The following is a 22,398-nucleotide window of genomic DNA, read 5'->3' on the forward strand; positions in this document are numbered from 1 at the left end:
GCCGGTGCGAGTAATTACAGACCAAGCCACTCTTCAACCGGCCCCTTGGGAAGCGGGACCATGAACCAGCGCTCGAAAATGAAGTAAGTGATGATTGGCATGCCGAGCGAGACCGCCAGCACGGTCAGCCAGGGGTATTTGCCCAGCCATCGCATGAACCATGCGATGAAGATGATCGAGGCGAGGTACAGCCCGGTGAACGGCATGGACCCGACATAGATCGCTGTAGGGATGACCACGCTCAGGACCTGGCGAAGCTGTCCCCATTCGGCGAACAGCCCGTCATTGTCGTCGCGCAGTCCGTTCCACAGATTTATCGCGCTCGAAGCGACGATGAAGATTCCGATGTAGAACGGAAAGAACCCGGCGCGCGGGCCTTCCGCACCCCAGTTGATGCCTGCCTTCAGGCTGCCGGCGATAACGATCACGCCGAAGAGGGCGATCAACAGCGTGATTCCTGCCTCCACCAATTTGTGGGTGGGGCCGGTGTTGCTTGAGCTGCCTGTGGTCATCAAAACTCCATGCGAAACCGGGCCTGTGGCCTAAAGGCCCGGCGTCGGGGTTACGATCCGTCGTGGGTCAATCGTTCGTCAGTTTCCTGCGGCCGCGAGGAAGCCGGCGTCCTTCATCAGCGCCTCGTGACGTTTCTCTTCGACTTCGACCCACTTGGCGTAATCGGCCCCGGTCAGGAAGGTCGTGTTGAACGCGCCACTCTTCATGAAGTCCTGCCACTCTGGCGTGGCGCGAATCTTCTTGAACAGCTCGACGTAATATTCGATCTGATCCTTGGTCGCCCTGGGCGACATGAAGATGCCGCGCAGCATCAGGTATTCCATGTCGAGGCCCTGCGACTTGCAGGTCGGAATATCCTTCCAGCTCTTGCCGTCCGCGACCTGCTCGTCATAGGCCATCGGCTGTTTGTCGAATACGCAGAGCGGCCGCAGCTTGCCCCCGCGCCATTGCGCGACCGCCTCGATTGGATTGTTGACGGTCGAATCGACGTGGTTGCCGACGAGCTGGACGGCGACTTCGCCGCCGCCCTTGTAGGGGATGTAAGTGAACTTGCTGCCGGTGGCTTTCTCGACCGCGACCGTAATGATCTGGTCTTCCTGCTTCGAGCCCGTGCCGCCCATCTTCATGCTGCCCGCGGGCGCAGCTTTCACCGCATCGATGTAATCTTTCGCGGTCTTGTAGGGCTTGTCCGCATTCACCCACAGTACGAACTCGTCGAGCGCCAGCATGGCTACCGGCGTGAGATCCTTCCAGTTGAATGGAATGCCCGTCGCGAGCGGAGTGGTGAAGAGGTTGGAGAGTGTGATGATGATCTTGTGCGGATTGCCGCCCGAACCCTTGAGGTCGAGGAAGCCTTCGCCGCCGGCGCCGCCCGATTTGTTGATGACAACCAAAGGCTGTTTCATCAGATTATGCTTGGTGACGATGCCCTGGATCGTCCGCGCCATTTGATCGGCGCCGCCCCCGGTGCCGGCAGGAACGATGAATTCGACGGGCCGCACCGGCTCCCATGCGGCTGACGCAGGAACCGACAGCCCGACGGCGCACAACTTAGCAAGTGCCCCCAACGCAGTATGTGCAGCATGTTTCATTTGTTTCACTCCCATCCAATTGTCATTATGCCGGTCTGTTGCCGGCTTGGTCATTTCATTCCAATGCCCATGCGGACTTCTCGCACTCAAGGCCGTCACACCGCAACGGTTCCTTCCATGCAAGGATTTCAAGCTCGAATTGTAGGAGGGGCCGTCCAGGGCGGCATCCGCTCCTTTCGGCCAATGGTGGAATTGTGGAAAGCAGGAAGCGGCGCGCGAAATCCATTCGCGCCTGTCGCCCCAACGCCCTGACTGTCCTTTTGGACTGCACGGCCCACCTCCCGAAGCGCTCTTGTTTTTGTCGAACGCTGTGTGGAAGGCATCTTTGTATGCGATATGCCAGGAAGCAACTGTATAATGCTTTCCGATCGTCACCCCGGCTGATTTGTCGCAGTCGTTGGTAAAGGCGGCGGCGGCGCGCAAACAAAAAATGGCCCCGGAAGCCGGGGCCATCAAATTCAGATCATCGAAGGCTCGATCGTTTTTCGGATCGTGTCCGTTTGCAGAAAGCCTTTATTTTCAGGGCTTAGAGACCAAAACGGGGCAGGTCGCCGTTGCGGACGGCAATGCGGCTGCTGGCGGTCAGCAGGCGGACGATCGAAGCCATCACGCGCGCGAACAGGGTGGTGGAGGGCAGGAGGCTGATCGGTGCAGTCTTGGACATGGATGTCCCCTTTTCTTGGTCGCGGAACCATTCCACTTCGTGATCTGGGGCAGATTATGTATACCAGATGCCAGCTACAACCGCCTTGTTTGCATAGCAGCAATTGGTGGGTTGCATTGCAACAAAATTAACGAAAGTGGCATTCCAGAATGAAAAAGGCCGCCGAAAACCGGCGGCCTTTGCATTCCGGGTACAACGGAACTTATTCCGCCGCCTGCTTGCGCGGCGGGTCGAGCGCGCCCGAATCGTGGATCTCGGCGACCTGGTGGTCGGAGAAGCCGAGCACCTGGCGCAGGATTTCGTCGGTGTGCTCGCCGAGCAGCGGGGAGCGGGTCACTTCGCTCGGTGAGTCCGAGAGCTTGATCGGGTTGCCGACCGAGATGTACTTGCCGCGGGTCGGGTGATCGACCTCGACCACGGTACCGGTGGCGCGCAGCGACTGGTCCTCGGCGATCTCCTTCATCGACAGGATCGGGCCGCAGGGGATGTCGTCCTTGTTGAGGATCTCCATCGCCTCGAACTTGGTCTTGGTCATCGTCCACTGTTCGATGCGGGCGAAGATCTCGTTCAGGCGCGGCAGGCGGGCCGGGGGTTTTGCGTAGTTCGGATCGGTCTTCCAGGTGGGCTCGCCGATTACATCGCAGATCTTCTCCCAGACCGGCGCCTGGGTGATGAAATAGATGTAGGCGTTCGGATCGGTCTCCCAGCCCTTGCACTTGAGGATGCGGCCGGGCTGGCCGCCACCCGAATCGTTGCCGGCGCGCGGCACCGCATCGCCGAACGGAATGCCTTCACCGAACTGGCTGTATTCCTTGAGCGGACCATGGGCGAGGCGCTGCTGGTCGCGCAGCTTGACGCGGGCGAGGTTGAGCACGCCGTCCTGCATCGCGGCGGTGACGCGCTGTCCCTTGCCGGAGTGGGTGCGCTGGTAGAGCGCGGTGACGATGCCGAGCGCCAGATGCAGACCGGTGCCGCTATCGCCGATCTGCGCGCCGGTGACGAGCGGCAGGCCGTCGCGGAAGCCGGTGGTCGAGGCGGCGCCGCCGGTGCACTGGGCGACGTTCTCATACACCTTGCAGTCCTCGTAAGGTCCCGGGCCGAAGCCCTTGATCGAGGCCACGATCATCCTCGGGTTGATGGCGTGGATCTTCTCCCAGGGGAAACCCATGCGGTCGAGCACGCCGGGACCGAAATTTTCGACCAGCACGTCGCAGCTCTTGATCAGGGCGGTGAGGACTTCCTTGCCCTTCGGATTCTTGGTGTCGAGCGTGATCGAGCGCTTGTTGTGGTTCAGCATGGTGAAATACAGGCTGTCCACATTGGGGATGTCCTGCAACTGACCGCGCGTGATGTCGCCGACGCCGGGGCGCTCGACCTTGATCACGTCGGCGCCGAACCAGGCCAGCAATTGCGTGCAGGTCGGACCCGACTGAACGTGGGTGAAATCAAGAATACGAACGCCCGTAAGCGCCTTTGTCATCGTCTTTGCTCCGTACTGTGTCTGTTGGCCCTGCGCCTGCAGGGTGAAATGGGTTGAAGGGGGCTATTTCTTTTTCAGAACGCTCTGCGGGTTGAGGTTGCCGATGCGGCCGCTCTCGGAGCCGGCCGCCGGATCGATCACCGCGTTGATGAGCGTCGGCTTGCCGGAATCCATCGCCTCGTTGACGGCGCGCTTCAGCTCGTCGGGCGAGGTGGCGTTGATACCGACGCCGCCAAAGGCTTCCATCATCTTGTCGTAGCGCGCGCCCTTGACGAACACGGTGGTCGCGGGATCGGAGTTGACGTTGTTGACGTCGGTGCCGCGATAGATGCCGTCATTATTGAAGATGACGACGCAGATCGGCAGATTGTAGCGGCAGATGGTCTCGACCTCCATGCCGGAGAAGCCGAAGGCCGAGTCGCCTTCCACCGCGAGGACGGGGTGGCCGGTCTCGAGCGCAGCCGCGATCGCCTGGCCCATGCCGATGCCCATCACGCCCCAGGTGCCGACGTCGAGACGCTTGCGCGGCTTGTACATGTCGATGACGCCGCGGGCGAGGTCGAGCGTGTTGGCGCCTTCGTTGACGAGGATGGCGTCGGGACGCTCCTTGATAACGTTCTTCAGCACGCCGAGCGCGCCGTGATAATCCATCGGCGACTTGTTGTTCATCAGCTTCGGCGCCATCTTGGCGACGTTGTCTTCGCGCCTGGACTGCACGGCCTTGGTCCAGTCGGCCGGCGGTGCGGTCCACCCCGAGCCCATCGCCTGCACGAAGGCGGAGACGGCCGAGCCGATGTCGCCGACGACGGGGGCTACGATCTCGACGTTGGAGTCCATTTCCCTGGGCTCGATGTCGACCTGGATGAACTTCTTGGGCGCTTCGCCCCAGGTCTTGCCCTTGCCGTGCGAGAGCAGCCAGTTGAGCCGCGCGCCGATCAGCATCACGACATCGGATTCCTTCAGCACGGTGGAGCGGGCCGCACCGGCGCATTGCGGATGCGTGTCGGGCAGAAGACCCTTGGCCATGCTCATCGGCAGGAACGGCACGCCGCTCTTCTCGACGAAGCTCTTGATTTCCTCGTCGGCCTGCGCGTAGGCCGCGCCTTTGCCCAGGATGATGAGGGGACGTTTTGCGCTCTTGAGCACATCGAGCGCGCGCTTGACGGAGGCAGGCGAGGGGATCTGCGCGGGAGCTGCGTCGATCACCTTTACCAGCGACTTCGCGCCGGCGTCCGCATTCATCACCTGTCCGAACAGTTTTGCCGGCAGATCGAGATAGACGCCGCCGGGACGGCCCGAGACGGCGGCGCGGATCGCGCGGGCAAGGCCGATGCCGATGTCCTGGGCGTGCAGCACGCGATAGGCCGCCTTGCACAGCGGCTTGGCGATCGCGAGCTGATCCATTTCTTCATAGTCGCCCTGCTGCAGGTCGACGATCTCGCGCTCGGACGAGCCCGAAATCAGGATCATCGGGTAGCAGTTGGTCGTGGCGTGGGCGAGTGCGGTGAGGCCGTTCAAAAAGCCGGGCGCCGACACGGTGAGGCAGACGCCGGGCTTCTTGGTGAGGAAGCCGGCGATGCCAGCGGCATAACCGGCGTTCTGTTCGTGGCGGAAGGAAATCACGCGAATACCGGCGGCCTGCGACATGCGGCCCAAATCCGTGATCGGGATGCCCGGCACATTGTAGATGGTGTTGATGCCGTTAAGCTTGAGCGCATCGATGACGAGATGAAAGCCATCCGTCAGCTCTTGCTCGGTGCCCGGTGCTTCGGACTTGGTAGCGGTATTCAGCATGGGCTTCATCTCCCTGATCGTTTTGGTTCGGACGATTTTTGGTCGTCTTCTGGTGCGAAGGTTGCGTCTAGCTAAAAAGTTCCTGCCCGTGCGCTTCGACGTAAGCGGCAAGGCCAAGCGTGTGATCGCGTGCGCGCTTCTCGGCAAGTTCCGTGTCGCGCGCTTCGAGCGCTTCGATGATGGCAAGGTGCTCAGGCAGCGAAGTCGCGGTACGATCCTTCCGCCCGATGGTGAGCTGGCGGTAGCCGCGCACGTGCAAAAGGATGTCGTTGGTCATGTCGACCAGCACCGGCGATTCCGACAGCGAGATCAGCGCCTGATGGAAGGCGATGTTAGCCTTGGAGTATTCCTCGACATGATCCTGTGGCAGCCGGTCCTTGCCAAAATCCTTGAAGAAATCGCGCAGCGCCGTGATGTCTTTCTTGCGCGCGGTGGTCGTGATCAGGCGTGCGGCCATGCTCTCGAGCGCGGCCCAGGCGCGGATCATGTCGACGATTTCGGTCTTGGTGCGGCGGACTACGACGATGCCGCGGCGCGGCACCGTTTTGACGAAGCCATCCTGTTCCAGCATCGCGATGGCTTCGCGGATTGGGGTGCGGCTGACGCCGAGGCGCTCGGACAGAGCGCGCTCGTCGAGCATCACCTGCTCGGGCGTCGCATAAATGTCCATCTTGAGAATGGCTTCCTTCAAGGCCTCATAGGCCTTGTTCTTGAAGCTCGTCTCCGGCGCGATCCGGACGATTGCGATGTCAGCATCAGCCATGACAGGCGGCGCCTTGGTTTGTTTAGGTGCGGGCACGACTCGTCTCCTCCCTGTTTTGGAGACGTCTTCTTAGCAGAAGAAACACCCGAATATTTTTGGCATACCAAATACCAGAATGTCAAGATGCCTATGTTTTCGCTGTTTCCGCGCGATAGTTTGTCTTGACAATCCAATCTCTGGCATACCAAATGCCATAAAACTAGCCCCAGGAGGAAGCCAATGTCAAATTCTGCAGATGCGGCCCGCAAGATCGCCGAGCCCAACGCCCATGAGGCTGTCCGCCGGGTGCTCGATACGGTGAAGGCCGAGAAGCGCACCAGCCTCACCGCGCCGGAAGGCAAGCGGGTGTGCGATGCCTACGGCATCCCGGTTCCGAAAGAGGGCGTGGCGAGATCCGCCGCTGAAGCATCCAAGCTCGCAACGGGGATGGGTTTCCCTGTCGTGATGAAGATCGTCTCGCCGGACATCCTCCACAAGACCGAAGCCGGCGGCGTCGTGGTCGGCGTCAAGACCGCGGCCGATGCAGAAAAGACCTACGAGACCATTCTCGCCAACGCCAAGAAGTATAAGGCCGACGCCAAGATCGAGGGCATCCAGGTTCAGCAGATGCTGGCCGGCGGCACCGAGGTCATCGTCGGCTCCATCACCGACGGCTCGTTCGGCAAGCTGGTGGCATTCGGCCTCGGCGGCGTGCTGGTCGAAGTGCTGAAGGACATCACCTTCCGCCTTGCGCCCGCCACCAAGGACGATGCGCTGTCGATGCTCGACGGCATCCAGGCCCACGATATGCTGAAGGGCGTGCGCGGCGGCGATCCGGTCAGCCGTGACGCGCTGGCCGACGTCATTGTCAAAGTGTCGCAGCTCGTCAGCGACTTCCCCGAAATCGTCGAACTCGACCTCAATCCGGTGTTCGCCACCAAGAAGGACGCGATTGCCGCCGACGTGCGCATCGTCGTCGACTTCGACTACAAGCCACGCCCGGCGCCGCGCCCGACCGAAGAAATCGTGGCTGCCATGAACCGCATCATGCAGCCGAAGGCGGTTGCCGTGATCGGCGCCTCCGCCGAGGACGGCAAGATCGGCAACTCCGTGATGAAGAATCTGATCAACGGCGGCTACAAGGGCGACATCTATCCGATCCACCCGAAGGCGCCCGATATCCTCGGCTACAAGGCCTACAAGAGCGTCAAGGACGTTCCCGGCGTGATCGACACCGCGGTATTCGCGATCCCCGCAAAATTCGTGGCGGGCGCGCTGGCCGAATGCGGCGAGAAGAAAATTCCCGGCGCCGTGCTGATTCCGTCAGGCTTTGCCGAAGCGGGCGCGCCTGAATTGCAGGCCGAGATCGTCGAGGTCGGCAAGAAGTACAATGTCCGCCTGATGGGCCCGAACATCTACGGCTTCTACTACACCTGGTCGAACCTCTGCGCCACGTTCTGCACCGCCTATGATGTCAAGGGCCATGCGGCGCTGTCGTCGCAGTCCGGCGGCATCGGCATGGCGATCATCGGTTTTTCGCGCTCGGCGAAAATGGGCGTGTCGGCGATCGTCGGCCTCGGCAACAAGTCCGACATCGACGAGGACGATCTGCTTGCCTTCTTCGAGCAGGATCCGAACACCAATCTGATCGCGCAGCACTGCGAGGACCTCAAGGACGGCCGCGCCTTCGCGGAAGCCGCCAAGCGCGTCTCCAAGAAGAAGCCGGTGGTGGTGCTGAAGGCGGGCCGGACCTCGGCCGGCGCGAAAGCGGCCTCGTCGCATACCGGCGCGCTCGCCGGCAACGACAAAATCTACGAGGACGTGTTCAAGCAGTCGGGCGTGATCCGCGCCCGGTCGTTGCGGCAATTGCTCGAATTCGCGCGTGGCATGCCGGTGCTGCCGACGCCGAAGGGCGAGAACGTGCTGATCATCACCGGCGCCGGCGGTTCGGGCGTGCTGCTGTCGGACTCCTGCGTGGATAACGGCCTGTCACTGATGTCGATGCCGCCGGATCTCGACGCGGCGTTCCGCAAATTCATCCCGCCGTTCGGCGCGGCTGGAAATCCTGTTGACATCACCGGTGGCGAGCCGCCCATCACCTACATCAACACGGTGAAGCTCGGCCTGTCGGACGAGCGCATCCATTCGCTGATCCTCGGCTATTGGCACACGATCGTCACGCCGCCGATGGTGTTCGCCCGCAACATGGTCGAGGTGAAGAAGGAGATGGAGGCCAAGGGCTTTGTGAAGCCGATCGTCGCCTCGCTCGCCGGCGACGTCGAGGTCGAACAGGCCGCCGAATATCTCTACGAGAACGGCATCCCGGCCTATGCCTATTCGACCGAATTGCCGGTCGAAGTGCTGGGCGCGAAGTACAAGTGGGCGCGCGGCGCGGGCCTGCTGTAAGTTTATCAACAACAAATGCCGCTTCGGAGCGACCCGGAGCGGCATTTCTCTAGGTCATCCCGGGGCGATGCGAAGCATCGAACCCGGGATCTCGAGATTCCGGGTCTGGTCCTTCGGACCATCCCGGAATGACGAACGCAAAAAGCGGCAGGTCGCGATGAAGAGAGACGTGATCCGGCGCAAGGCCATCGAGCCGAAATCCAGTGCAGACCAGGATGAGAATGCCCGCGATGGCGGCGTCCAGTCCGTCGATCGTGCGCTCTCGATCATCGAGACGCTTGCCGAGGACGACGAAGGCTATCGGCTGAGCGATCTCGCGATCCGCACCGGGTTGTCAACCTCGACCGTGCATCGGCTGCTGGCGACCTTGGAAAGCCGCCGCTTCGTGCAGTTCGACCGCACCGAATCGAAATGGCATGTCGGCGCGCGCTGCTTCACGGTGGGGGCGACATTTGCCCGCCGCCGCAATTTTTCGGCGCAGGCGGTGCCATATTTGCGCAAGCTGCGCGACCTGACGCGGGAGACCGCCAATCTCGCCGTCGTCGACGACGAGTTCATCATCGTGCTGACGCGCATGGAGAGCCGCGAGATCATGCGTTCGCTGACCAAGGTCGGCGGCCGCGTCGCCATGGTCGCCTCCGGCGTCGGCAAGGCGGTGCTTGCGACCTATTCCAACGACGACGTCAGCGCCATCATCCATCATCACGGCATGCCGCGCCTGACCGAAAAGTCGATCGTGCGGCCGAGCGATCTGTTCAAGGAACTCGAAAAAATCCGCCGCCAGGGTTTTGCGATCGACGACGAGGAGGCCTGCATGGGCCTGCGCTGCATCGCCGCCGTCGTCTACAACGACTGCGCCGAGCCCTTAGCGGCGATTTCCGTCTCGGGCATGACCAGCCGCCTGACCGACGAGCGGCTGCCGCAACTTGGCCAGACCGTGCGCGAGGTGGCGGCGGAGCTGACGGTAGCGCTTGGCGGGGTGATGCCGGAGATGAAGGCCGGTTGAGCCTTTCACCTTGCACTCATCCGAATGAGGCACGAACCTCATCGATGGTCAGCTTCGGGTTCTGCAGGTGAGGGAAGTGCCCGATGCCCGGAAGAAGCGCGAATTCCGCGCCGATCCTCTGGGCGAGCTCTGCTCCCATCTCGTTCTTGATGTAGAGGTCTTTCTCGCCCCAAATCACCTTCACTGGAGTTTTGAGCAGGGGCAGTTGCGATTCGAAATGGTCTTGGTCCCGCGTGAAGTGCGAGTAGTAATGGGAGAACGCGTCTGCCGTCGTCATCGCGCCCTGGCTCCATTGCCTGTACATGTCGTCCTTGAATTCCTGCGAAACTTCGAATTGGGCTTCCTTGGGTAGACCTCTTGTGAAGGTGTTCGCGAGGATCTCGTCGCGATTCTTGTTCAGGCTGGCGCGGACCTGATCCATCGCAGGCCCTGCCTTCAGGTTTTGCAGGCTCTCATACATGTATTGGGGCCTGTTGAATGGGGCGAAGTCGCCGACGATGATCGTCCTTGCGATATCAGGTTTTTCTACGGCCAGCAGGAGCGCCGGCAGGGCGCCGATATCGGTTGCGTAGATCGTAAGCTTCGACGTGTCGATGCCTGCTTTCGCGATGTATTGATGGAGAATGTGCGCGTAGTCTTTGGGCGCATAGAAGAACCTGTCGACCGTTGGCCTAGATGAAAGACCATAGCCAGGCCAGTCGAAAGCGTGAGCTTCGTAGTCTTCGGCCAGAGCCAGGGAAATATCCTTCCAGGCGTACAGCGTCTCTGGAAACCCATGCAGGAAGAGCACGGTCGCCTTCGGCCTCGGGTTGCGCAGCACCATTCTTCTGAGCGTGATGTCTTTGTCGATCTCGAAGAAACCGATCGCGTCCTCGTTGATCCGCTGTGACATGATGTGTCCTTTCGTCCTGTTCTCTGGTCAGTGCGCCGGCCGAAGTGATCTGAAGGCGGCACGGAGCTCGGCGGCGAACAGCTCCGGCTGCTCCCAGGCCGCGAAGTGGCCGCCCTTGTCGGCCTCGTTGAAGTAGATGAGGTTGCGATAGGCGCGCCGGGCCCACGTTTCGGGGGCTCGATAAACTTCGCCGGGGAATACGGTGATGGCGACCGGAAGCGAGATGTCGGCGGTCTTCTGCGCAGCCGAGAGAACAACGCTTTGGCCGGCCGTTTCCCAGTACAGGCGTGCAGCCGATGTCGCCGTGTTGGTCAGCCAGTACAGCGTAATGTCGTCGAGCACATCGTCCCTGCCTAGCAGGCGCTCGGGCTCGCCGTTATTGTAGTCGTAGATCCAGGCTGCAAGACCCACCGGAGAGTCTGCCAAAGCGTAGCCGATCGTCTGCGGGCGCGTGCCCATGATGGCGCCGTAGGCGCGGTACTTTTTAAAGAACGTATCGAGCTGCTCGAATGCCGCGCGTTCTTTTTCGGAAAGTGCCGCCGGCGCAATTCCGCCGCCGGCAAGCGCCATGGCGACCTCGGGAGGAACCGTCGCCGGCAGGTTGATGTGGATGCCGCGCAATCCGGCCAATGCTTGACGCGCCATGGCGCTGGAGACGGGCGAGCCCCAGTCACCGCCCTGGGCGACGTAGCTTGTATATCCGAGACGCTTCATCAATTCCGCCCAGGCACGGGCGATGCGGTCCGGATTCCAGCCGGTGCCCTTCGGCTTGCCGGAGAAGCCGTAACCCGGCATTGACGGGATCACGAGATGGAAGGCATCCGATGCTTCTCCGCCATGCGCCGTAGGATTGGTGAGCGGATCGATGATCTTGAGTTGTTCGACAATCGAGCCCGGCCAACCATGCGTCACGATAAGCGGCAGCGCGTCTTCATGGCGGGAGCGAACATGGATGAAGTGGATGTCGACCCCGTCGATCTCGGTGATGAACTGCGGCAAGGCGTTGAGCCGCGCCTCCAGCTTTCGCCAGTCATAATCGGTTGCCCAGTAGCGCATCGTTTCCTGGAACTTTGCGAGCTGGACGCCCTGCGACCGATCATTCACGGTCTCCTGATCCGGCCAGCGCGTGGCAAGGATGCGCCTGCGGAGGTCGACAAGCTGCTCTTCCCGAATGTTGATGCGGAAAGGTCGAATGACGTCACCTGAGGAGGCAGCCATCAACCGCGACGGCAGCAGGCTCGCGGCGGCCATGCCGACGATGCCGGTTATTGCCGCGCTCAAGAGCCGGCGGCGGTCGCGGTCGATGACCTCGAGGCTCGTGCGGGTGTTCAATATTTTCATGGCCTTCTCCTGCCGGTTTGCTTCATCGCGGAAGCGCGATGTCCTTTGATCGGCCTGCGCCTATTTTCCGAGCGCGGCCTGCGGCGTATTCCGAAAGCTGATTGCGAGGCGATTGTAGGCGTTCATCAAGCCAATCGCGATCGTGAGATCCACGAGTTCTCGCTCCTCGATGGCAATGGCAGCAAAAGCCGCGCTGAAGATGGATCGCATTTTCATGGTAGCGTCTCCCTTGGTTGCGTGAGGTGCTGATGGTTATCGGTGCTCAGCGGCGAATGATGGTCTTCAGCGAGTCGACGAACACCCAGAACGAAGCGGCGAACAGGCCGATGTCTTTCAGTAGGAACTGACCCGGCGCGACCGAGATCGCGGGCGGCCCGAGCTCCGGCACGACGACGCCCGGCGTCGAGACCATGAAGCTGACGGTCGTGACGAAGAGCCCGGCCGAGAGAAGACCGCCGGCTGCGGAAAAGATCGGGTTCGCCAATCTGAGGGCGATCAGCAGCCCGATGCTGAGTTCGATGAAGCCGAGGAAAGTGGAGAAGCCGCGCACCGAGAACAGAGCGTAGAACCAGCTCAGCAGCGGGCTGTTCTCCACCAGCGGCACCAGTCCGTTGGCCTCGTACTCGGTAAACTTCATGCCGCCGAACCAGGCGTAGATGATCGCGAGCGACACGTAGAGGCCAACTCGGCTGACCGGCTCGGCGTAAGTGAGGACGCGTTCGGCATGATCGCGCCACCGGACAATGGAGCCCGGTGCGAGAACCGGTGCCGCGTGCTGGGTGATGATGTGTGACATGGTAACCTCCTTGATGAGATCTCTGCTTGATTGACTCGGTGCTCACGCATTCACGCGCTTGCGCAGGTTGTAGCGAGGGGCCGGGATGACGCTCGAGAGCTTGTCCGTCATGGCAAGGCGCGCTGCCTCATGACGATCCCACTCGGCCTTGTCCGCCAGCGCCGGGATCGTCACGGTCTCGCCAAGGTCGAGACCGGCGAGCGCCGCATCGACCATGTCGTCAGCCGACATCACGATCTGCGCCGGTAGCTGATGAACCGGCGTGCCGGCAATGTCCCAGAATTCGGTGGCGGTGGCGCCCGGCAGCACTGCCTGCACGCGGATGCCCTTGTCGGCGAGCTCGTGAACGAGCGAGCGGCTGAATGCGAGCACGAACGCTTTCGTGCCACCATAGACGCCGTTCAGCACTTCCGGCGCGATCGCGACGATCGACGAGATGTTGATGATCGTGCCGTTGCCGCGGGCGACAAATCCCGGGGCCGCCGCATAGGTCAGCCGCGTCAGCGCGGTGACGTTCAGACGGACCATGTCCTCCATCTTGTCAATGTCGGAGGCGACCAGCGGGGCTGAAGCGCCGACGCCGGCGTTGTTGACCAGCACCGAGATGCCGGCATTGGTCCGTAGGATGTCTTCGACGCGTTGCAGGTCTGCTGGCGACGTGAGGTCGGCCTCGACCGTTTCCACTTTCCGGCCGGTCTCGTTGTTGAGCCGCCGCGCCAGCGATGCGAGCCGCTGCCTGTTACGCGCAACAAGAATAAGATCGTGGCCGCGCTTTGCCAGGCGATCGGCATAGATCGCGCCGATGCCGGTGGATGCGCCGGTGATAAGGGCAGTGCCTTTGGGCTTGGTCATTTCCTTCTCCGTCGGTTGGTCGGGTTTGTTGCCTCGCGGTGATGGATAGGCCCTTCCGAGCTTGATGGGTATCTGGCAAAATCGAGATGTATCCTTCCAAAAAATGGAAGCATCCATGGACCGTCTCGAAGGCATGTCGATTGTGTTGGCGGTTGCGGAAGCCGGAAGCCTGTCGGCCGCGGCTCGCCGGCAGAAATTGCCGCTGGCGACCGTCAGCCGAAAGGTGTCCGAACTCGAAGCGCACCTGCGCACGAAGCTGTTCAACCGGTCGAGCAGAGCACTCGTCCCGACTGATGCAGGGCTCTCCTACATCGCCGCCGCAAAACGAATCCTTGCCGATATTGCCGAAGCCGAGCGCGCCGCGTCCGGCGAGTACACGACGCCACGCGGAGATCTGAGTGTTTCAACCCTTGTCGCGCTCGGCCGCTTATGTCTGCAGCCGGTTCTGGCGGAGTTTCTGGTGACGTTTCCGGAGGTGGACGTTCACCTCAATCTGCAGGATCGGACCGTCGATCTCCTGGAAGAGCACATCGACGTCGCGCTTCGAGTCGGCGATCTCGCCGATAGCAGCCTGATCGCGGTGCGTGTCGGGGAAATTCACCGCGTGGCTTGCGCCAGCCCGGCCTATCTGAAATCTCGCGGAACGCCCAAATCGCCCGATGATCTCTCGGTGCACGACTGCATCAGCTATCCTCCGATGCAGTCACCAGGCACATGGAGATTCAGGCGAGACCAGACGGAGTATGTGGTGCCGGTTCGGTCGCGCTTCATTGCGAGCAATCTCGAGTCGGCCTGCGACGCTGCGCGCGCAGGCCTCGGTATCACCGTGGCGTTCTCTTATCTCGTTGCCGAACCGATAAAATCCAGGGAGTTGGTTCCGCTGCTGCAGGATTTTCAGCCGCCGCCGCAACCCGTCAGCTTTGTGTATTCGCCGAACCGCTTTATGCCGGCCAAATTGCGTGCGTTTCTCGACTTCGCGGTGCCACGTCTCAGGGCGCAGCTTGCTGACCAGCCAAAAAGTGCGGCCCGTAACCGCGTTGCTCGTGAATAAAGTTGCGCAACGTTCGCGTGGACTCACATGGGGGCTTGGTGTGAGGGCAGCTCCAGGCGCGAAACGGCCCGTTGGCGAAAGCCCACGATCCGCTAGACTGTCTCCAACGAATGAACGGCGAGGGCAGTCCTCTGCTGCAAGAAAATTCGGGAGAGAACATGAGCCGGAAGATCGCAATCGTCGGAGCGGGCGCCGTCGGCGGCTATGCGGGCGCGCATATGGCGCAGGCGGGTGAGGACGTCACCTTCATCGATCCCTGGCCCGAACATGTCGAGCATATGCGCAAGCACGGGCTGCGCGTCACCCACGCCATGGACGTCGCGGAGTTCTCGGTGCCGGTGCGGGCGCTGCATGTGACGGACGCACAGCAGCTTGCCAAGGAGCAGCCGGTCAACATCGCCTTCGTCTGCATGAAATCCTACGACACGGCCTGGGCGACCATGCTGATCCAGCAATATCTGGCGCCGGACGGCTATGTGGTGTCGCTGCAGAACTGCATGAACGAGGAGACGATTGCGGGCATCGTCGGCTGGGGCAAGACGCTGGGCTGCATCGCCAGCAGCATCACGGTGAACCTGCCCGAGCCCGGCCATATCCACCGCGGTGCCGGCAAGGGCGGGGCGGCGCACACGGTGTTTCGCGCCGGCGAAGTGCATGGCCGTATCACGCCGCGGGCGGAGGAGGTCTGCCGCCTGGTCGGCTATTCCGACAGCGCCAAGGTGACGGAGAATCTCTGGGGCGAGCGCTGGTCGAAGCTGGTCGCGAACGTCATGGGCAACGGGCTCTCCGCCTGCACCGGCCTGCCGGGCGGCGAAATCCTGCAGAGCGAGCCGCTGCGCCGGTTCTCCACCCGGCTCGGCAGCGAGGCGATCCGGGTCGGGCAGGCGCACGGCTATCAACTGGAAGAGATATTGCACCTGCCGCCCGACACGATCGCGCGCGCCGGGGAGGGCGATGAGGCGGCGATGCGCGCCTGCGACGAGCAGCGTTTCAAGGACAGTAAGCGCACCTCCGCAGCGCAGCGTCCCTCGTTGGGCCAGGACATGCAGAAGGGCCGGCGCACCGAGATCGAATTCCTCAACGGTTTTGTGGTGCGCGAGGGCGAGAAGCTCGGCCTGTCGTGCAAGGCAAACGCTGCGCTGACGGATCTCGTCAAGCGGGTGGAGCGGGGCGAGCTGAGCCCCGATCCGCGGCACGTTACGGAGCTGCGGCTGAACTGAGCGGTCTCGCGCTTCCACTGGCGCGACCCGGTACGCGGTCAGTCGCTATTCAACGCTTACCGGCCCGCCATCCCATTTCCCAGAAGTCGGCTTCGAGCCGGGTGGCTTCCTTGAAGATTTCGATCAGCTCTGCCTCGCGGGCCGGTGTAGCGTAGCGATCGGCGAGGCGCTCCAGGTGCTCCCGCGCATTCGCCGCCACCTCCTGATAAGGAGCCCCGGCGTACTCGGCGATCCAGACCCGATACGGGTTCGTCGCAGCGAGCGCATTGGGCCGCGCGGCGAGCCTCGTCGCGATCTCGGCGTAGCCGATCACGCAAGGCGCAAGCGCCACCTTGAGCGAGAGCAGATCGCCGCGCATTCCGGCGTCGAGCACGTAGCGCGTATAGGCCAGCATTTCGACCGCCGGAGGGGCTTGTTCAAGATCGGTGGCCGACAGGCCCCAGCCGGCGCAAAGCTTCACATGCAGGTTCATCTCGACATCGAGAATGGCCGAGAGGCCGCCGGCGGCTTCGCGCATATCGGCAAGCGTCGGCGACTTGTAGACGGCGAGCGCGTAGGCGCGCGCAAACTCGATGAGAAACAGGTAGTCCTGAACGAGGTAGTGCCGAAATGCCGCCTCAGTGAGCGAAGCGTCCGCCAACCCTTCGGTGAAGGGGTGTTCGGTATAGGCCCGCCATTCGGTGGACGCCGCATTTTTCAGTCGATCGAAGAAACTCATGATCCCTCGCAGGGGGGTATCTTCTCAATGAGTGCTCTTGCACGCTACCCCGTCATAACAAACCTCTCAGCCAGGGAACAACGTCAACTTGGCCAAACGGCTGCTGCAGAGGGTGGCCAGCGGCAATCCGTCACGAAACCGAATCGTGCCTGAGACGTTGAGGTAACCGCGTCGCGTTCGCTCCGGCGACTTCTAGGGAAGAGGGGGCCATGCAATCTCGACCTCCGCAGGTCCTTGCTCTCGTCGCGAGCGCCACTTGCGTTCTCGCGGTCGGCACGCTTCTCGCAGGCTTCCTGGAATTTGGCCCCCATACCCGGCACATGGCCGCCCATATCCTGGCGATGAATGTTGCTGCCCCCGTGCTTGCTCTGATCGCGCTTGCGCGGTGGAGGCGGCCCACGGGGAGCGTATCCTTGCTTTGGTTCGCAACCTTTGGCCAAATCGCCGGGCTTTGGGTCTGGCATGCCCCTGTCGCGCAGAACCTCATCCTGCATGCGCCCACTGCAATGATCGTGGCACACGCTGCGCTATTGCTGGTAGCCACAGCGTTCTGGGCGTCGTTGCTCTCCCTCACGGGCTCCTCGCGCTGGCAGGCTATTCCGGCCCTTCTGCTCAACGGAAAGCTGGTCTGCCTGCTGGCGGCTCTCCTCGTCTTCGCACCGCGGGCGCTTTACGGGTCTACGGAGCATGCCGCGCACGGGCTCGGCGATCAGCACCTTGCGGGTCTGTTGATGCTCGCGGCTTGCCCGCTGAGCTACCTCGTTGCGGCCGTCTTCATGACGGTTCATTTGATCGGTGCGTACGAGCCGCCGCGGCAGGGGCCGCCGATCCACCGAACCGCCAGCTAGCTCATGCGCATCGACCCGCCCGTGCGCATCCGCTTCATCCTGTTAGCCGGGCTGGCAGCGCTGCTTCTTGGCTTCCTGTTCATATGGTCCGGCGTCTACACCGTCGCGGCCAGTCGCGGGCACTTTGCGGTGACCGAATGGTTGCTGACATTCGCGATGCGCAATTCGGTCAAGACGCACGCGCTCGGCATCGAGGTCCCGCTGCTCGACAATGCCGATCTCGTGACGCTTGGAGCCGCGCATTTCCAGAGCGGCTGCGCGTATTGTCATGGCGCTCCGGGTATCCCGATCAGCCCGATCGCGCGAGCCATGCTGCCTCCGCCGCCCGACCTTGCGACCAACATGCGGCCGTGGCGCGACCGCGAGTTGTTCTGGATCATCAAGCACGGCATCAAATACACCGGCATGCCGGCGTGGTCGGCGCAGCAGCGCGACGACGAGGTGTGGGCACTCGCCGCGTTCCTGCGCCGTCTTCCGAGCCTCGACGCGGCGCAGTACCGTGACCTCGCGCTTGGAGGCTTGCGGGTGCCGCCGCAGGGCGGCGAGAGCCTGGCGACAAGCGAGACGACGGCCCCCGCGGCCGGCGCCTGCGCCCGCTGCCACGGCGCAGGCGACGCGAGGCCGGCGAGCTCTCTCGTTCCAATCTTGCACGGTCAGCCAGCCGAATTCATCGTCGCGTCGCTTGAGGCTTTCGCGAGCGCGCAGCGCGCCAGCGGGATCATGCAGCCCGTCGCGCGCGCGCTCACCGGCGACGATTTCAGACGTGTGGCCGACTACTATGCGGCGCTTCAAGCGCCGCACGTCCCGGAAGGACCAACGGATAGATCCGCGATCGAGCGTGGACGCAATGTCGCGGAGAATGGCGATCCGACGGCAAGAGTACCGGCTTGCGCGGGCTGCCATGGCGAAGAGGCTTTGAAGATCTATCCTCGCCTTGCCGGGCAAAATCTCCCCTACATGCTCAATCGCCTGCGGCTCTGGAAGGGAGGCCTCGCGCCGGGTACGGCGACCGAAACCATTATGGCGCCGATCGCGCGTGCGCTGAGTGAGCGCCAGATCGAAGACGTCGCGGCTTATTACGCTTCGGGCGATCCTTCTGCCGGAGCCTCGCGATGAACGGGATCCTTCAGTCCGTGCTTGCGCCGCACGGCCCGCAGGCTGGACAGATCGCCACGCTTGCCTGGGCGCTGTTCGCATTCGGTTCGGTCATCCTCGGGCTGGTCATGGCCGCGATCTGGCTCGCGGTGCGCGGTGCGCCGCGCATCCGCGAGGTGCTCGCCCGCGAGCGCACCATCATGGTGCTCGGCCTCGCATTGCCGGTCGTCACGCTCACGATCCTGCTCGGCTGTGGCGTATGGCTCACGCGCGCCCAGACGGGGCATGCGGGCGATTCGCTGCGCATCGAGGTGACCGGCGAGCAATGGTGGTGGCGTGTCGTTTACGATGGTCCGACGCCGGTCATGAGCGCGAACGAGATTCGAATTCCCGTCGGGCAGCCGGTCGACTTCACGCTCAAGGCAGCCGACGTGATTCACAGCTTCTGGGTCCCGAGCCTCGGCGGCAAGGTCGACATGATCCCCGGCCGGATCACGCGCCTGCGGCTTACCGCCGAACGCGCGGGCGTCTATCGCGGGCAGTGCGCTGAATATTGCGGCGGCCCGCACGCGCTGATGGCCTTCAAGGTCATCGCCATGCTCCACGACGAATACGACGCATGGCTTGCGCGTGTGGCCGATCCGCCGGCCGCCCGCTCAACCGACATCGAACGGCGCGGCCAGTCTCTCTTCGTGGCGGCCGGTTGCGGCGCCTGCCATGCCGTGCGCGGCACCGATGCGGCAGGGACAATCGGTCCGGACCTGACGCACTTCGCCGCGCGCGGTTCTGTTGGAATCGACACGTTGCCGCTCACGGCCGAAAATCTCGCCCGCTTCATCCGCGACGGGCAACACATCAAGCCGGGCAACCGCATGCCCGAATTTCGCATCTTCTCTTCGGCCGAGCAGACTGCGCTCGCCAGCTACCTCATGAGCCTGCGATGAGCGAACCCTTACCAGCGTACCTCGCAGGCCACCCGAACAAGCTGCCGCGTCCCAAGGGCGAGTTGGAAGCGCTTGAGGCCGCCTGGGCGCTGCCGAAGGGCTGGCGGATCGTCACCGCGGTCAACAACACGGTCGTTGGCTACTTTTACGTGGCGGCCGCAGTGCTGTTCTTCCTGCTCGCGGGAATCCTCGCCCTGCTGATGCGCCTCCAGCTCGCGGTGCCGAGCAACACCTTCCTATCGCCCGAGACCTACAACCAGATCTTCACGATGCACGGCACCGTGATGATGTTCCTGTTCGCCGTGCCGGTGGTCGAAGCGATGGGCATTCTCCTTCTGCCGCAGATGCTGGGAGCGCGCGACCTTCCGTTTCCTCGCCTCGGCGCCTTCGCATTCTGGGCCTATTTCGTCGGAGGAATCATTTTCTTCGGCACGTTGTTCTACGATGTCGCGCCGTCTGGCGGGTGGTTCATGTATCCACCGCTCACCGGAGTGCAGTTTTCGCCCGGGCTCGGCGCGGATTTCTGGCTGCTCGGCATCGGCTTCATCGAAATCTCGGCGATCGCGGGCGCGGTCGAGCTGATTGTCGGCGTGCTGCGCACGCGCGCGCCCGGCATGACGCTCGATCGCATGCCGATGTTCGCATGGACGATGCTGGTCTTCGCCGGGATGATTGTGTTCGCGTTTCCGGCCGTAATCCTGGCAACGCTGCTGCTTGAGCTCGAGCGCGCATTCGGTTGGCCGTTCTTCATTCCGCAGAAGGGCGGAGACGCGCTGCTATGGCAGCATCTGTTCTGGTTCTTCGGTCACCCGGAGGTCTACATCATCTTCCTGCCGGCCGCCGGCATGGTGTCGATGATCGTGCCCACGATGGCCCGCACGCCGCTCGTCGGTTATCGGCTGATCGTCGTTGCGTTGATCGCGACCGGCTTCTTCTCGTTTGGCCTGTGGGTGCATCACATGTTCACCACCGGCATCCCGGCGCTTTCGTTGAGTTTCTTCTCGGCTGCCAGCATGGCGGTTGCGCTTCCAAGCGGCATCCAGGTTTTTGCCTGGATCGCCACGATCGCGGCGGGACGGCTGCAGGTAACGACCGCATCGCTGTTCGTGCTCGGCTTCCTGTTCATATTCACGTTGGGCGGGCTGACGGGCGTGATGGTCGCGATGGTGCCGTTCGACTGGCAGGTGCACGACACTTATTTTGTGGTCGCGCATTTTCACTATGTGCTGGTGGGAGGCATGGTATTTCCGCTGTTCGGTGCCTTCTACTACTGGGCGCCCGCCTTCAGCCGCCGCGTGCTCTCGGAGCTACTCGGCAAGGCGACCTTCTTCCTCATGTTCATCGGCTTCAACGTCGCGTTTTTCCCCATGCACGTCACGGGCCTCATGGGCATGCCGCGCCGCGTCTACACCTATCCTGCCGTTGCTGAGTGGAACGTGCTGAACATGATCTCGACGGTCGGAGCATTTCTGTTTGCCGCCGGCGTGCTGGTTTTCCTCTTCGACCTCGTCCGTAACCTGCGGCCAACCGTGTCCGAGCCGGTCGGGGACGTCTGGAAGGGCGCCTCGCTTGAATGGATGCACAACCACGTCTACGGACCGCGCAGTGTTCCGCTGGTGACGAGCCGTGATCCGCTCTGGGATCAGCCGCAACTTTCGGAGCAATCGAAAGAGGGGCGCCACTATCTGCCCGGCACGGTGACGGGACAGCGCGAAACCATCATCACCTCGCCAATCGAGGCAACGCCGCAGGCGCTACAGCGTCTGCCCGGCTATGGCTGGTCACCACTGCTCGGCGCGGTGTTCACGGCCGGCTTCTTCATGCTGCTCACCGTGAAGTATGTGACGCTCGCCTTCATCTCGGGTGTGCTCGCGCTCGTGATGATCCTGATCTGGATGTGGGGCAGCGATCCGAGGCCGTTGCCTCGTGCCGAGATCGGCCATGGCATCAAGGTGCCGACGTATGTGAGCGGTCCGCTCTCGCATTCCTGGTGGGCGATGGTCGTTTTGATGCTTGTTGCAGGCTCGCTCTACCTTTCGTTTGTGTTCTCCTATCTCTTCCTTTGGACAGTCTCGCCGCAGGTGTGGCCTAAACCTGAGCAAATGCCGCCCCCGCTGTGGCCCTTCGTCTCTGCGTTGTTACTCGGAGCAAGCAGCGGCTTGATCGTCCTCGGTGGCCGCGCGCTTCCGGTCCGATCACGCAACGTTGCCGCCTTCGTCGGTGCGATCGGCCTGGCGGTCGTATCGCTTTGCGGAAGCCTCGGCGTCGAAGTCCTGTCGCACTGGCGCGCCGGCTTTCGTCCTGATGCCGACGCGCACGCTGCGTTCGCCTACATGGCGTCGTTTCTTCAACTTCAGCTCGTGCTGGCACTTGTCGTCATGGCGGGCTTTGCCATCGCGCGCTGCCTTGCTGGCATGCTCAGCCGCCGGCGTCGCGTCGTGTTCGACAATCTCGCGCTGCTTTGGCATTACACGGTCGCGCAAGGCCTGTTCGGTCTTCTGCTCGTGCACGGCTTTCCGAGGATCGTATGAACGCGCCTCGCACCCGGCCTCTTGCCGATTTACTGCGCCTGTTCGTTGGGCCGGCCGTCTGGTTCTTGCATCTTGCTCTGCTGTACGGCGCGGAAGCTCTGATCTGTACGCCGCCGGTGGGCTCGGGACGTGCGATGGTGTGGCTTGGTATTGCGGTGACCGTGGCGGCGCTTGGAGCTCTTTTGCTTCTGGCCGCGGTTCCAGCGCCACGCGCGAACGGTCGGCCGAGTGAGCACACGGGTGCGGCATACCTGCACTATACGACACGGTTGCTCGCCTTCTTGTCCGCTATTGGCGTGATCTGGAGCGCTCTCGCGGTTGTCCTCGTGCCTGCCTGCGCGCAGGCAGCGAGCTAGTCCGGCGCCCCTTGTTGGTGGCTTGGCAGGAACTTCGCTTTTCCATGCCGCGTTGGCA

Annotated in this window: 20 protein-coding genes and 1 pseudogene; 9 read left to right on the forward strand and 12 right to left on the reverse strand. The window is 62.6% G+C overall.

Features of this window, described 5'->3' with window-relative positions:
• Positions 1–14: 14 nt before the first annotated feature.
• The 6 genes from ACH79_RS23500 to ACH79_RS23520 form a co-directional block, all read right to left on the reverse strand.
• Positions 15–512, reverse strand: a complete 498-nt coding sequence (locus ACH79_RS23500) for a tripartite tricarboxylate transporter TctB family protein (protein WP_161853133.1) — start codon at positions 510–512, stop codon at positions 15–17.
• Between the two features lie 78 nt (positions 513–590).
• A complete protein-coding gene (locus tag ACH79_RS23505; RefSeq protein WP_161856514.1) occupies positions 591–1,604 on the reverse strand; it encodes a tripartite tricarboxylate transporter substrate binding protein in 1,014 nt (337 codons plus the stop codon).
• A 526-nt stretch (positions 1,605–2,130) separates the two neighbouring features.
• Positions 2,131–2,268: a hypothetical protein gene (locus tag ACH79_RS43090; RefSeq protein ID WP_202639017.1), complete on the reverse strand. Its 138-nt coding sequence runs from the start codon at positions 2,266–2,268 to the stop codon at positions 2,131–2,133.
• Between the two features lie 202 nt (positions 2,269–2,470).
• Positions 2,471–3,748, reverse strand: a complete 1,278-nt coding sequence (gene frc, locus ACH79_RS23510) for a formyl-CoA transferase (RefSeq protein ID WP_161853134.1) — start codon at positions 3,746–3,748, stop codon at positions 2,471–2,473.
• Positions 3,749–3,811: 63 nt separating this feature from the next.
• Positions 3,812–5,542: an oxalyl-CoA decarboxylase gene (gene oxc / locus ACH79_RS23515; RefSeq protein WP_161853135.1), complete on the reverse strand. Its 1,731-nt coding sequence runs from the start codon at positions 5,540–5,542 to the stop codon at positions 3,812–3,814.
• 67 nt (positions 5,543–5,609) lie between these two features.
• The gene (locus ACH79_RS23520) at positions 5,610–6,305 is read right to left on the reverse strand and encodes a GntR family transcriptional regulator (RefSeq protein WP_057837076.1); all 696 of its coding nucleotides are present in this window, start codon (positions 6,303–6,305) and stop codon (positions 5,610–5,612) included.
• A gap of 219 nt (positions 6,306–6,524) precedes the next feature.
• Between ACH79_RS23520 and ACH79_RS23525 the strand changes: the two genes are divergently transcribed.
• On the forward strand, positions 6,525–8,690 hold the full coding sequence (locus ACH79_RS23525; RefSeq protein ID WP_161853136.1) for an acetate--CoA ligase family protein: 2,166 nt from the start codon (positions 6,525–6,527) through the stop codon (positions 8,688–8,690).
• A 157-nt stretch (positions 8,691–8,847) separates the two neighbouring features.
• Positions 8,848–9,696 (forward strand): IclR family transcriptional regulator, encoded by an 849-nt coding sequence (locus ACH79_RS23530; protein WP_161853137.1) that lies wholly within the window; start codon positions 8,848–8,850, stop codon positions 9,694–9,696.
• 16 nt (positions 9,697–9,712) lie between these two features.
• Here ACH79_RS23530 and ACH79_RS23535 read toward each other — a convergent pair whose 3' ends face one another.
• The 5 genes and pseudogenes from ACH79_RS23535 to ACH79_RS23550 form a co-directional block, all read right to left on the reverse strand.
• Entirely contained in the window at positions 9,713–10,588 is an 876-nt protein-coding gene (locus ACH79_RS23535; RefSeq protein ID WP_161853138.1) for an alpha/beta fold hydrolase, read from the reverse strand.
• A 27-nt stretch (positions 10,589–10,615) separates the two neighbouring features.
• Entirely contained in the window at positions 10,616–11,929 is a 1,314-nt protein-coding gene (locus ACH79_RS23540) for an epoxide hydrolase family protein (protein ID WP_161853139.1), read from the reverse strand.
• A 60-nt stretch (positions 11,930–11,989) separates the two neighbouring features.
• A pseudogene (locus tag ACH79_RS43095) lies at positions 11,990–12,112 on the reverse strand (carboxymuconolactone decarboxylase family protein); the annotation flags it as partial.
• A gap of 79 nt (positions 12,113–12,191) precedes the next feature.
• Positions 12,192–12,725 (reverse strand): YkgB family protein, encoded by a 534-nt coding sequence (locus tag ACH79_RS23545; protein WP_161853140.1) that lies wholly within the window; start codon positions 12,723–12,725, stop codon positions 12,192–12,194.
• Positions 12,726–12,767: 42 nt separating this feature from the next.
• Positions 12,768–13,577: an SDR family oxidoreductase gene (locus ACH79_RS23550; protein WP_161853141.1), complete on the reverse strand. Its 810-nt coding sequence runs from the start codon at positions 13,575–13,577 to the stop codon at positions 12,768–12,770.
• Positions 13,578–13,692: 115 nt separating this feature from the next.
• Here ACH79_RS23550 and ACH79_RS23555 point away from each other — a divergent pair, with 115 nt between their 5' ends.
• Together ACH79_RS23555 and ACH79_RS23560 are read left to right on the forward strand one after the other, a co-directional pair.
• Entirely contained in the window at positions 13,693–14,628 is a 936-nt protein-coding gene (locus ACH79_RS23555) for a LysR family transcriptional regulator (protein ID WP_161853142.1), read from the forward strand.
• Positions 14,629–14,786: 158 nt separating this feature from the next.
• Positions 14,787–15,848, forward strand: coding sequence for a ketopantoate reductase family protein (locus ACH79_RS23560; RefSeq protein ID WP_161853143.1), 1,062 nt, complete (start codon positions 14,787–14,789; stop codon positions 15,846–15,848).
• A 49-nt stretch (positions 15,849–15,897) separates the two neighbouring features.
• Here ACH79_RS23560 and tenA read toward each other — a convergent pair whose 3' ends face one another.
• Positions 15,898–16,566, reverse strand: coding sequence for a thiaminase II (gene tenA / locus ACH79_RS23565; protein WP_161853144.1), 669 nt, complete (start codon positions 16,564–16,566; stop codon positions 15,898–15,900).
• Positions 16,567–16,775: 209 nt separating this feature from the next.
• On the opposite strand from tenA, the gene ACH79_RS23570 reads away from it, so the two are divergent.
• The 5 genes from ACH79_RS23570 to ACH79_RS23590 are packed head-to-tail and all read left to right on the forward strand — an operon-like array spanning position 16,776 to position 22,340.
• A complete protein-coding gene (locus ACH79_RS23570) occupies positions 16,776–17,414 on the forward strand; it encodes a cytochrome c oxidase assembly protein (protein WP_161853145.1) in 639 nt (212 codons plus the stop codon).
• 3 nt (positions 17,415–17,417) lie between these two features.
• Positions 17,418–18,530: a c-type cytochrome gene (locus ACH79_RS23575; protein ID WP_161853146.1), complete on the forward strand. Its 1,113-nt coding sequence runs from the start codon at positions 17,418–17,420 to the stop codon at positions 18,528–18,530.
• Between the two features lie 17 nt (positions 18,531–18,547).
• A complete protein-coding gene (gene coxB / locus ACH79_RS23580; RefSeq protein WP_161853147.1) occupies positions 18,548–19,453 on the forward strand; it encodes a cytochrome c oxidase subunit II in 906 nt (301 codons plus the stop codon).
• On the forward strand, positions 19,450–21,984 hold the full coding sequence (gene ctaD, locus ACH79_RS23585) for a cytochrome c oxidase subunit I (protein WP_202639020.1): 2,535 nt from the start codon (positions 19,450–19,452) through the stop codon (positions 21,982–21,984). Before coxB ends, ctaD begins: the two co-directional genes overlap by 4 nt.
• Positions 21,981–22,340, forward strand: coding sequence for a hypothetical protein (locus ACH79_RS23590; protein ID WP_161853149.1), 360 nt, complete (start codon positions 21,981–21,983; stop codon positions 22,338–22,340). The genes ctaD and ACH79_RS23590 overlap by 4 nt, the downstream gene beginning before the upstream one ends.
• Positions 22,341–22,398: the final 58 nt, after the last annotated feature.

This window comes from Bradyrhizobium sp. CCBAU 051011 (assembly GCF_009930815.1).
In the GTDB taxonomy this organism is placed as follows: Bacteria; Pseudomonadota; Alphaproteobacteria; order Rhizobiales; family Xanthobacteraceae; genus Bradyrhizobium.

Bases quoted from the DNA above. Each gene is read 5' to 3' on its own strand.
- ACH79_RS23500 (WP_161853133.1), bottom strand. From the start codon at position 512: ATGACCACAGGCAGCTCAAGCAACACCGGCCCCACCCACAAATTGGTG.
- ACH79_RS23505 (WP_161856514.1), bottom strand. From the start codon at position 1,604: ATGAAACATGCTGCACATACTGCGTTGGGGGCACTTGCTAAGTTGTGC.
- ACH79_RS43090 (WP_202639017.1), bottom strand. From the start codon at position 2,268: ATGTCCAAGACTGCACCGATCAGCCTCCTGCCCTCCACCACCCTGTTC.
- frc (WP_161853134.1), bottom strand. From the start codon at position 3,748: ATGACAAAGGCGCTTACGGGCGTTCGTATTCTTGATTTCACCCACGTT.
- oxc (WP_161853135.1), bottom strand. From the start codon at position 5,542: ATGCTGAATACCGCTACCAAGTCCGAAGCACCGGGCACCGAGCAAGAG.
- ACH79_RS23520 (WP_057837076.1), bottom strand. From the start codon at position 6,305: ATGGCTGATGCTGACATCGCAATCGTCCGGATCGCGCCGGAGACGAGC.
- ACH79_RS23525 (WP_161853136.1), top strand. From the start codon at position 6,525: ATGTCAAATTCTGCAGATGCGGCCCGCAAGATCGCCGAGCCCAACGCC.
- ACH79_RS23530 (WP_161853137.1), top strand. From the start codon at position 8,848: ATGAAGAGAGACGTGATCCGGCGCAAGGCCATCGAGCCGAAATCCAGT.
- ACH79_RS23535 (WP_161853138.1), bottom strand. From the start codon at position 10,588: ATGTCACAGCGGATCAACGAGGACGCGATCGGTTTCTTCGAGATCGAC.
- ACH79_RS23540 (WP_161853139.1), bottom strand. From the start codon at position 11,929: ATGAAAATATTGAACACCCGCACGAGCCTCGAGGTCATCGACCGCGAC.
- ACH79_RS23545 (WP_161853140.1), bottom strand. From the start codon at position 12,725: ATGTCACACATCATCACCCAGCACGCGGCACCGGTTCTCGCACCGGGC.
- ACH79_RS23550 (WP_161853141.1), bottom strand. From the start codon at position 13,577: ATGACCAAGCCCAAAGGCACTGCCCTTATCACCGGCGCATCCACCGGC.
- ACH79_RS23555 (WP_161853142.1), top strand. From the start codon at position 13,693: ATGGACCGTCTCGAAGGCATGTCGATTGTGTTGGCGGTTGCGGAAGCC.
- ACH79_RS23560 (WP_161853143.1), top strand. From the start codon at position 14,787: ATGAGCCGGAAGATCGCAATCGTCGGAGCGGGCGCCGTCGGCGGCTAT.
- tenA (WP_161853144.1), bottom strand. From the start codon at position 16,566: ATGAGTTTCTTCGATCGACTGAAAAATGCGGCGTCCACCGAATGGCGG.
- ACH79_RS23570 (WP_161853145.1), top strand. From the start codon at position 16,776: ATGCAATCTCGACCTCCGCAGGTCCTTGCTCTCGTCGCGAGCGCCACT.
- ACH79_RS23575 (WP_161853146.1), top strand. From the start codon at position 17,418: ATGCGCATCGACCCGCCCGTGCGCATCCGCTTCATCCTGTTAGCCGGG.
- ctaD (WP_202639020.1), top strand. From the start codon at position 19,450: ATGAGCGAACCCTTACCAGCGTACCTCGCAGGCCACCCGAACAAGCTG.
- ACH79_RS23590 (WP_161853149.1), top strand. From the start codon at position 21,981: ATGAACGCGCCTCGCACCCGGCCTCTTGCCGATTTACTGCGCCTGTTC.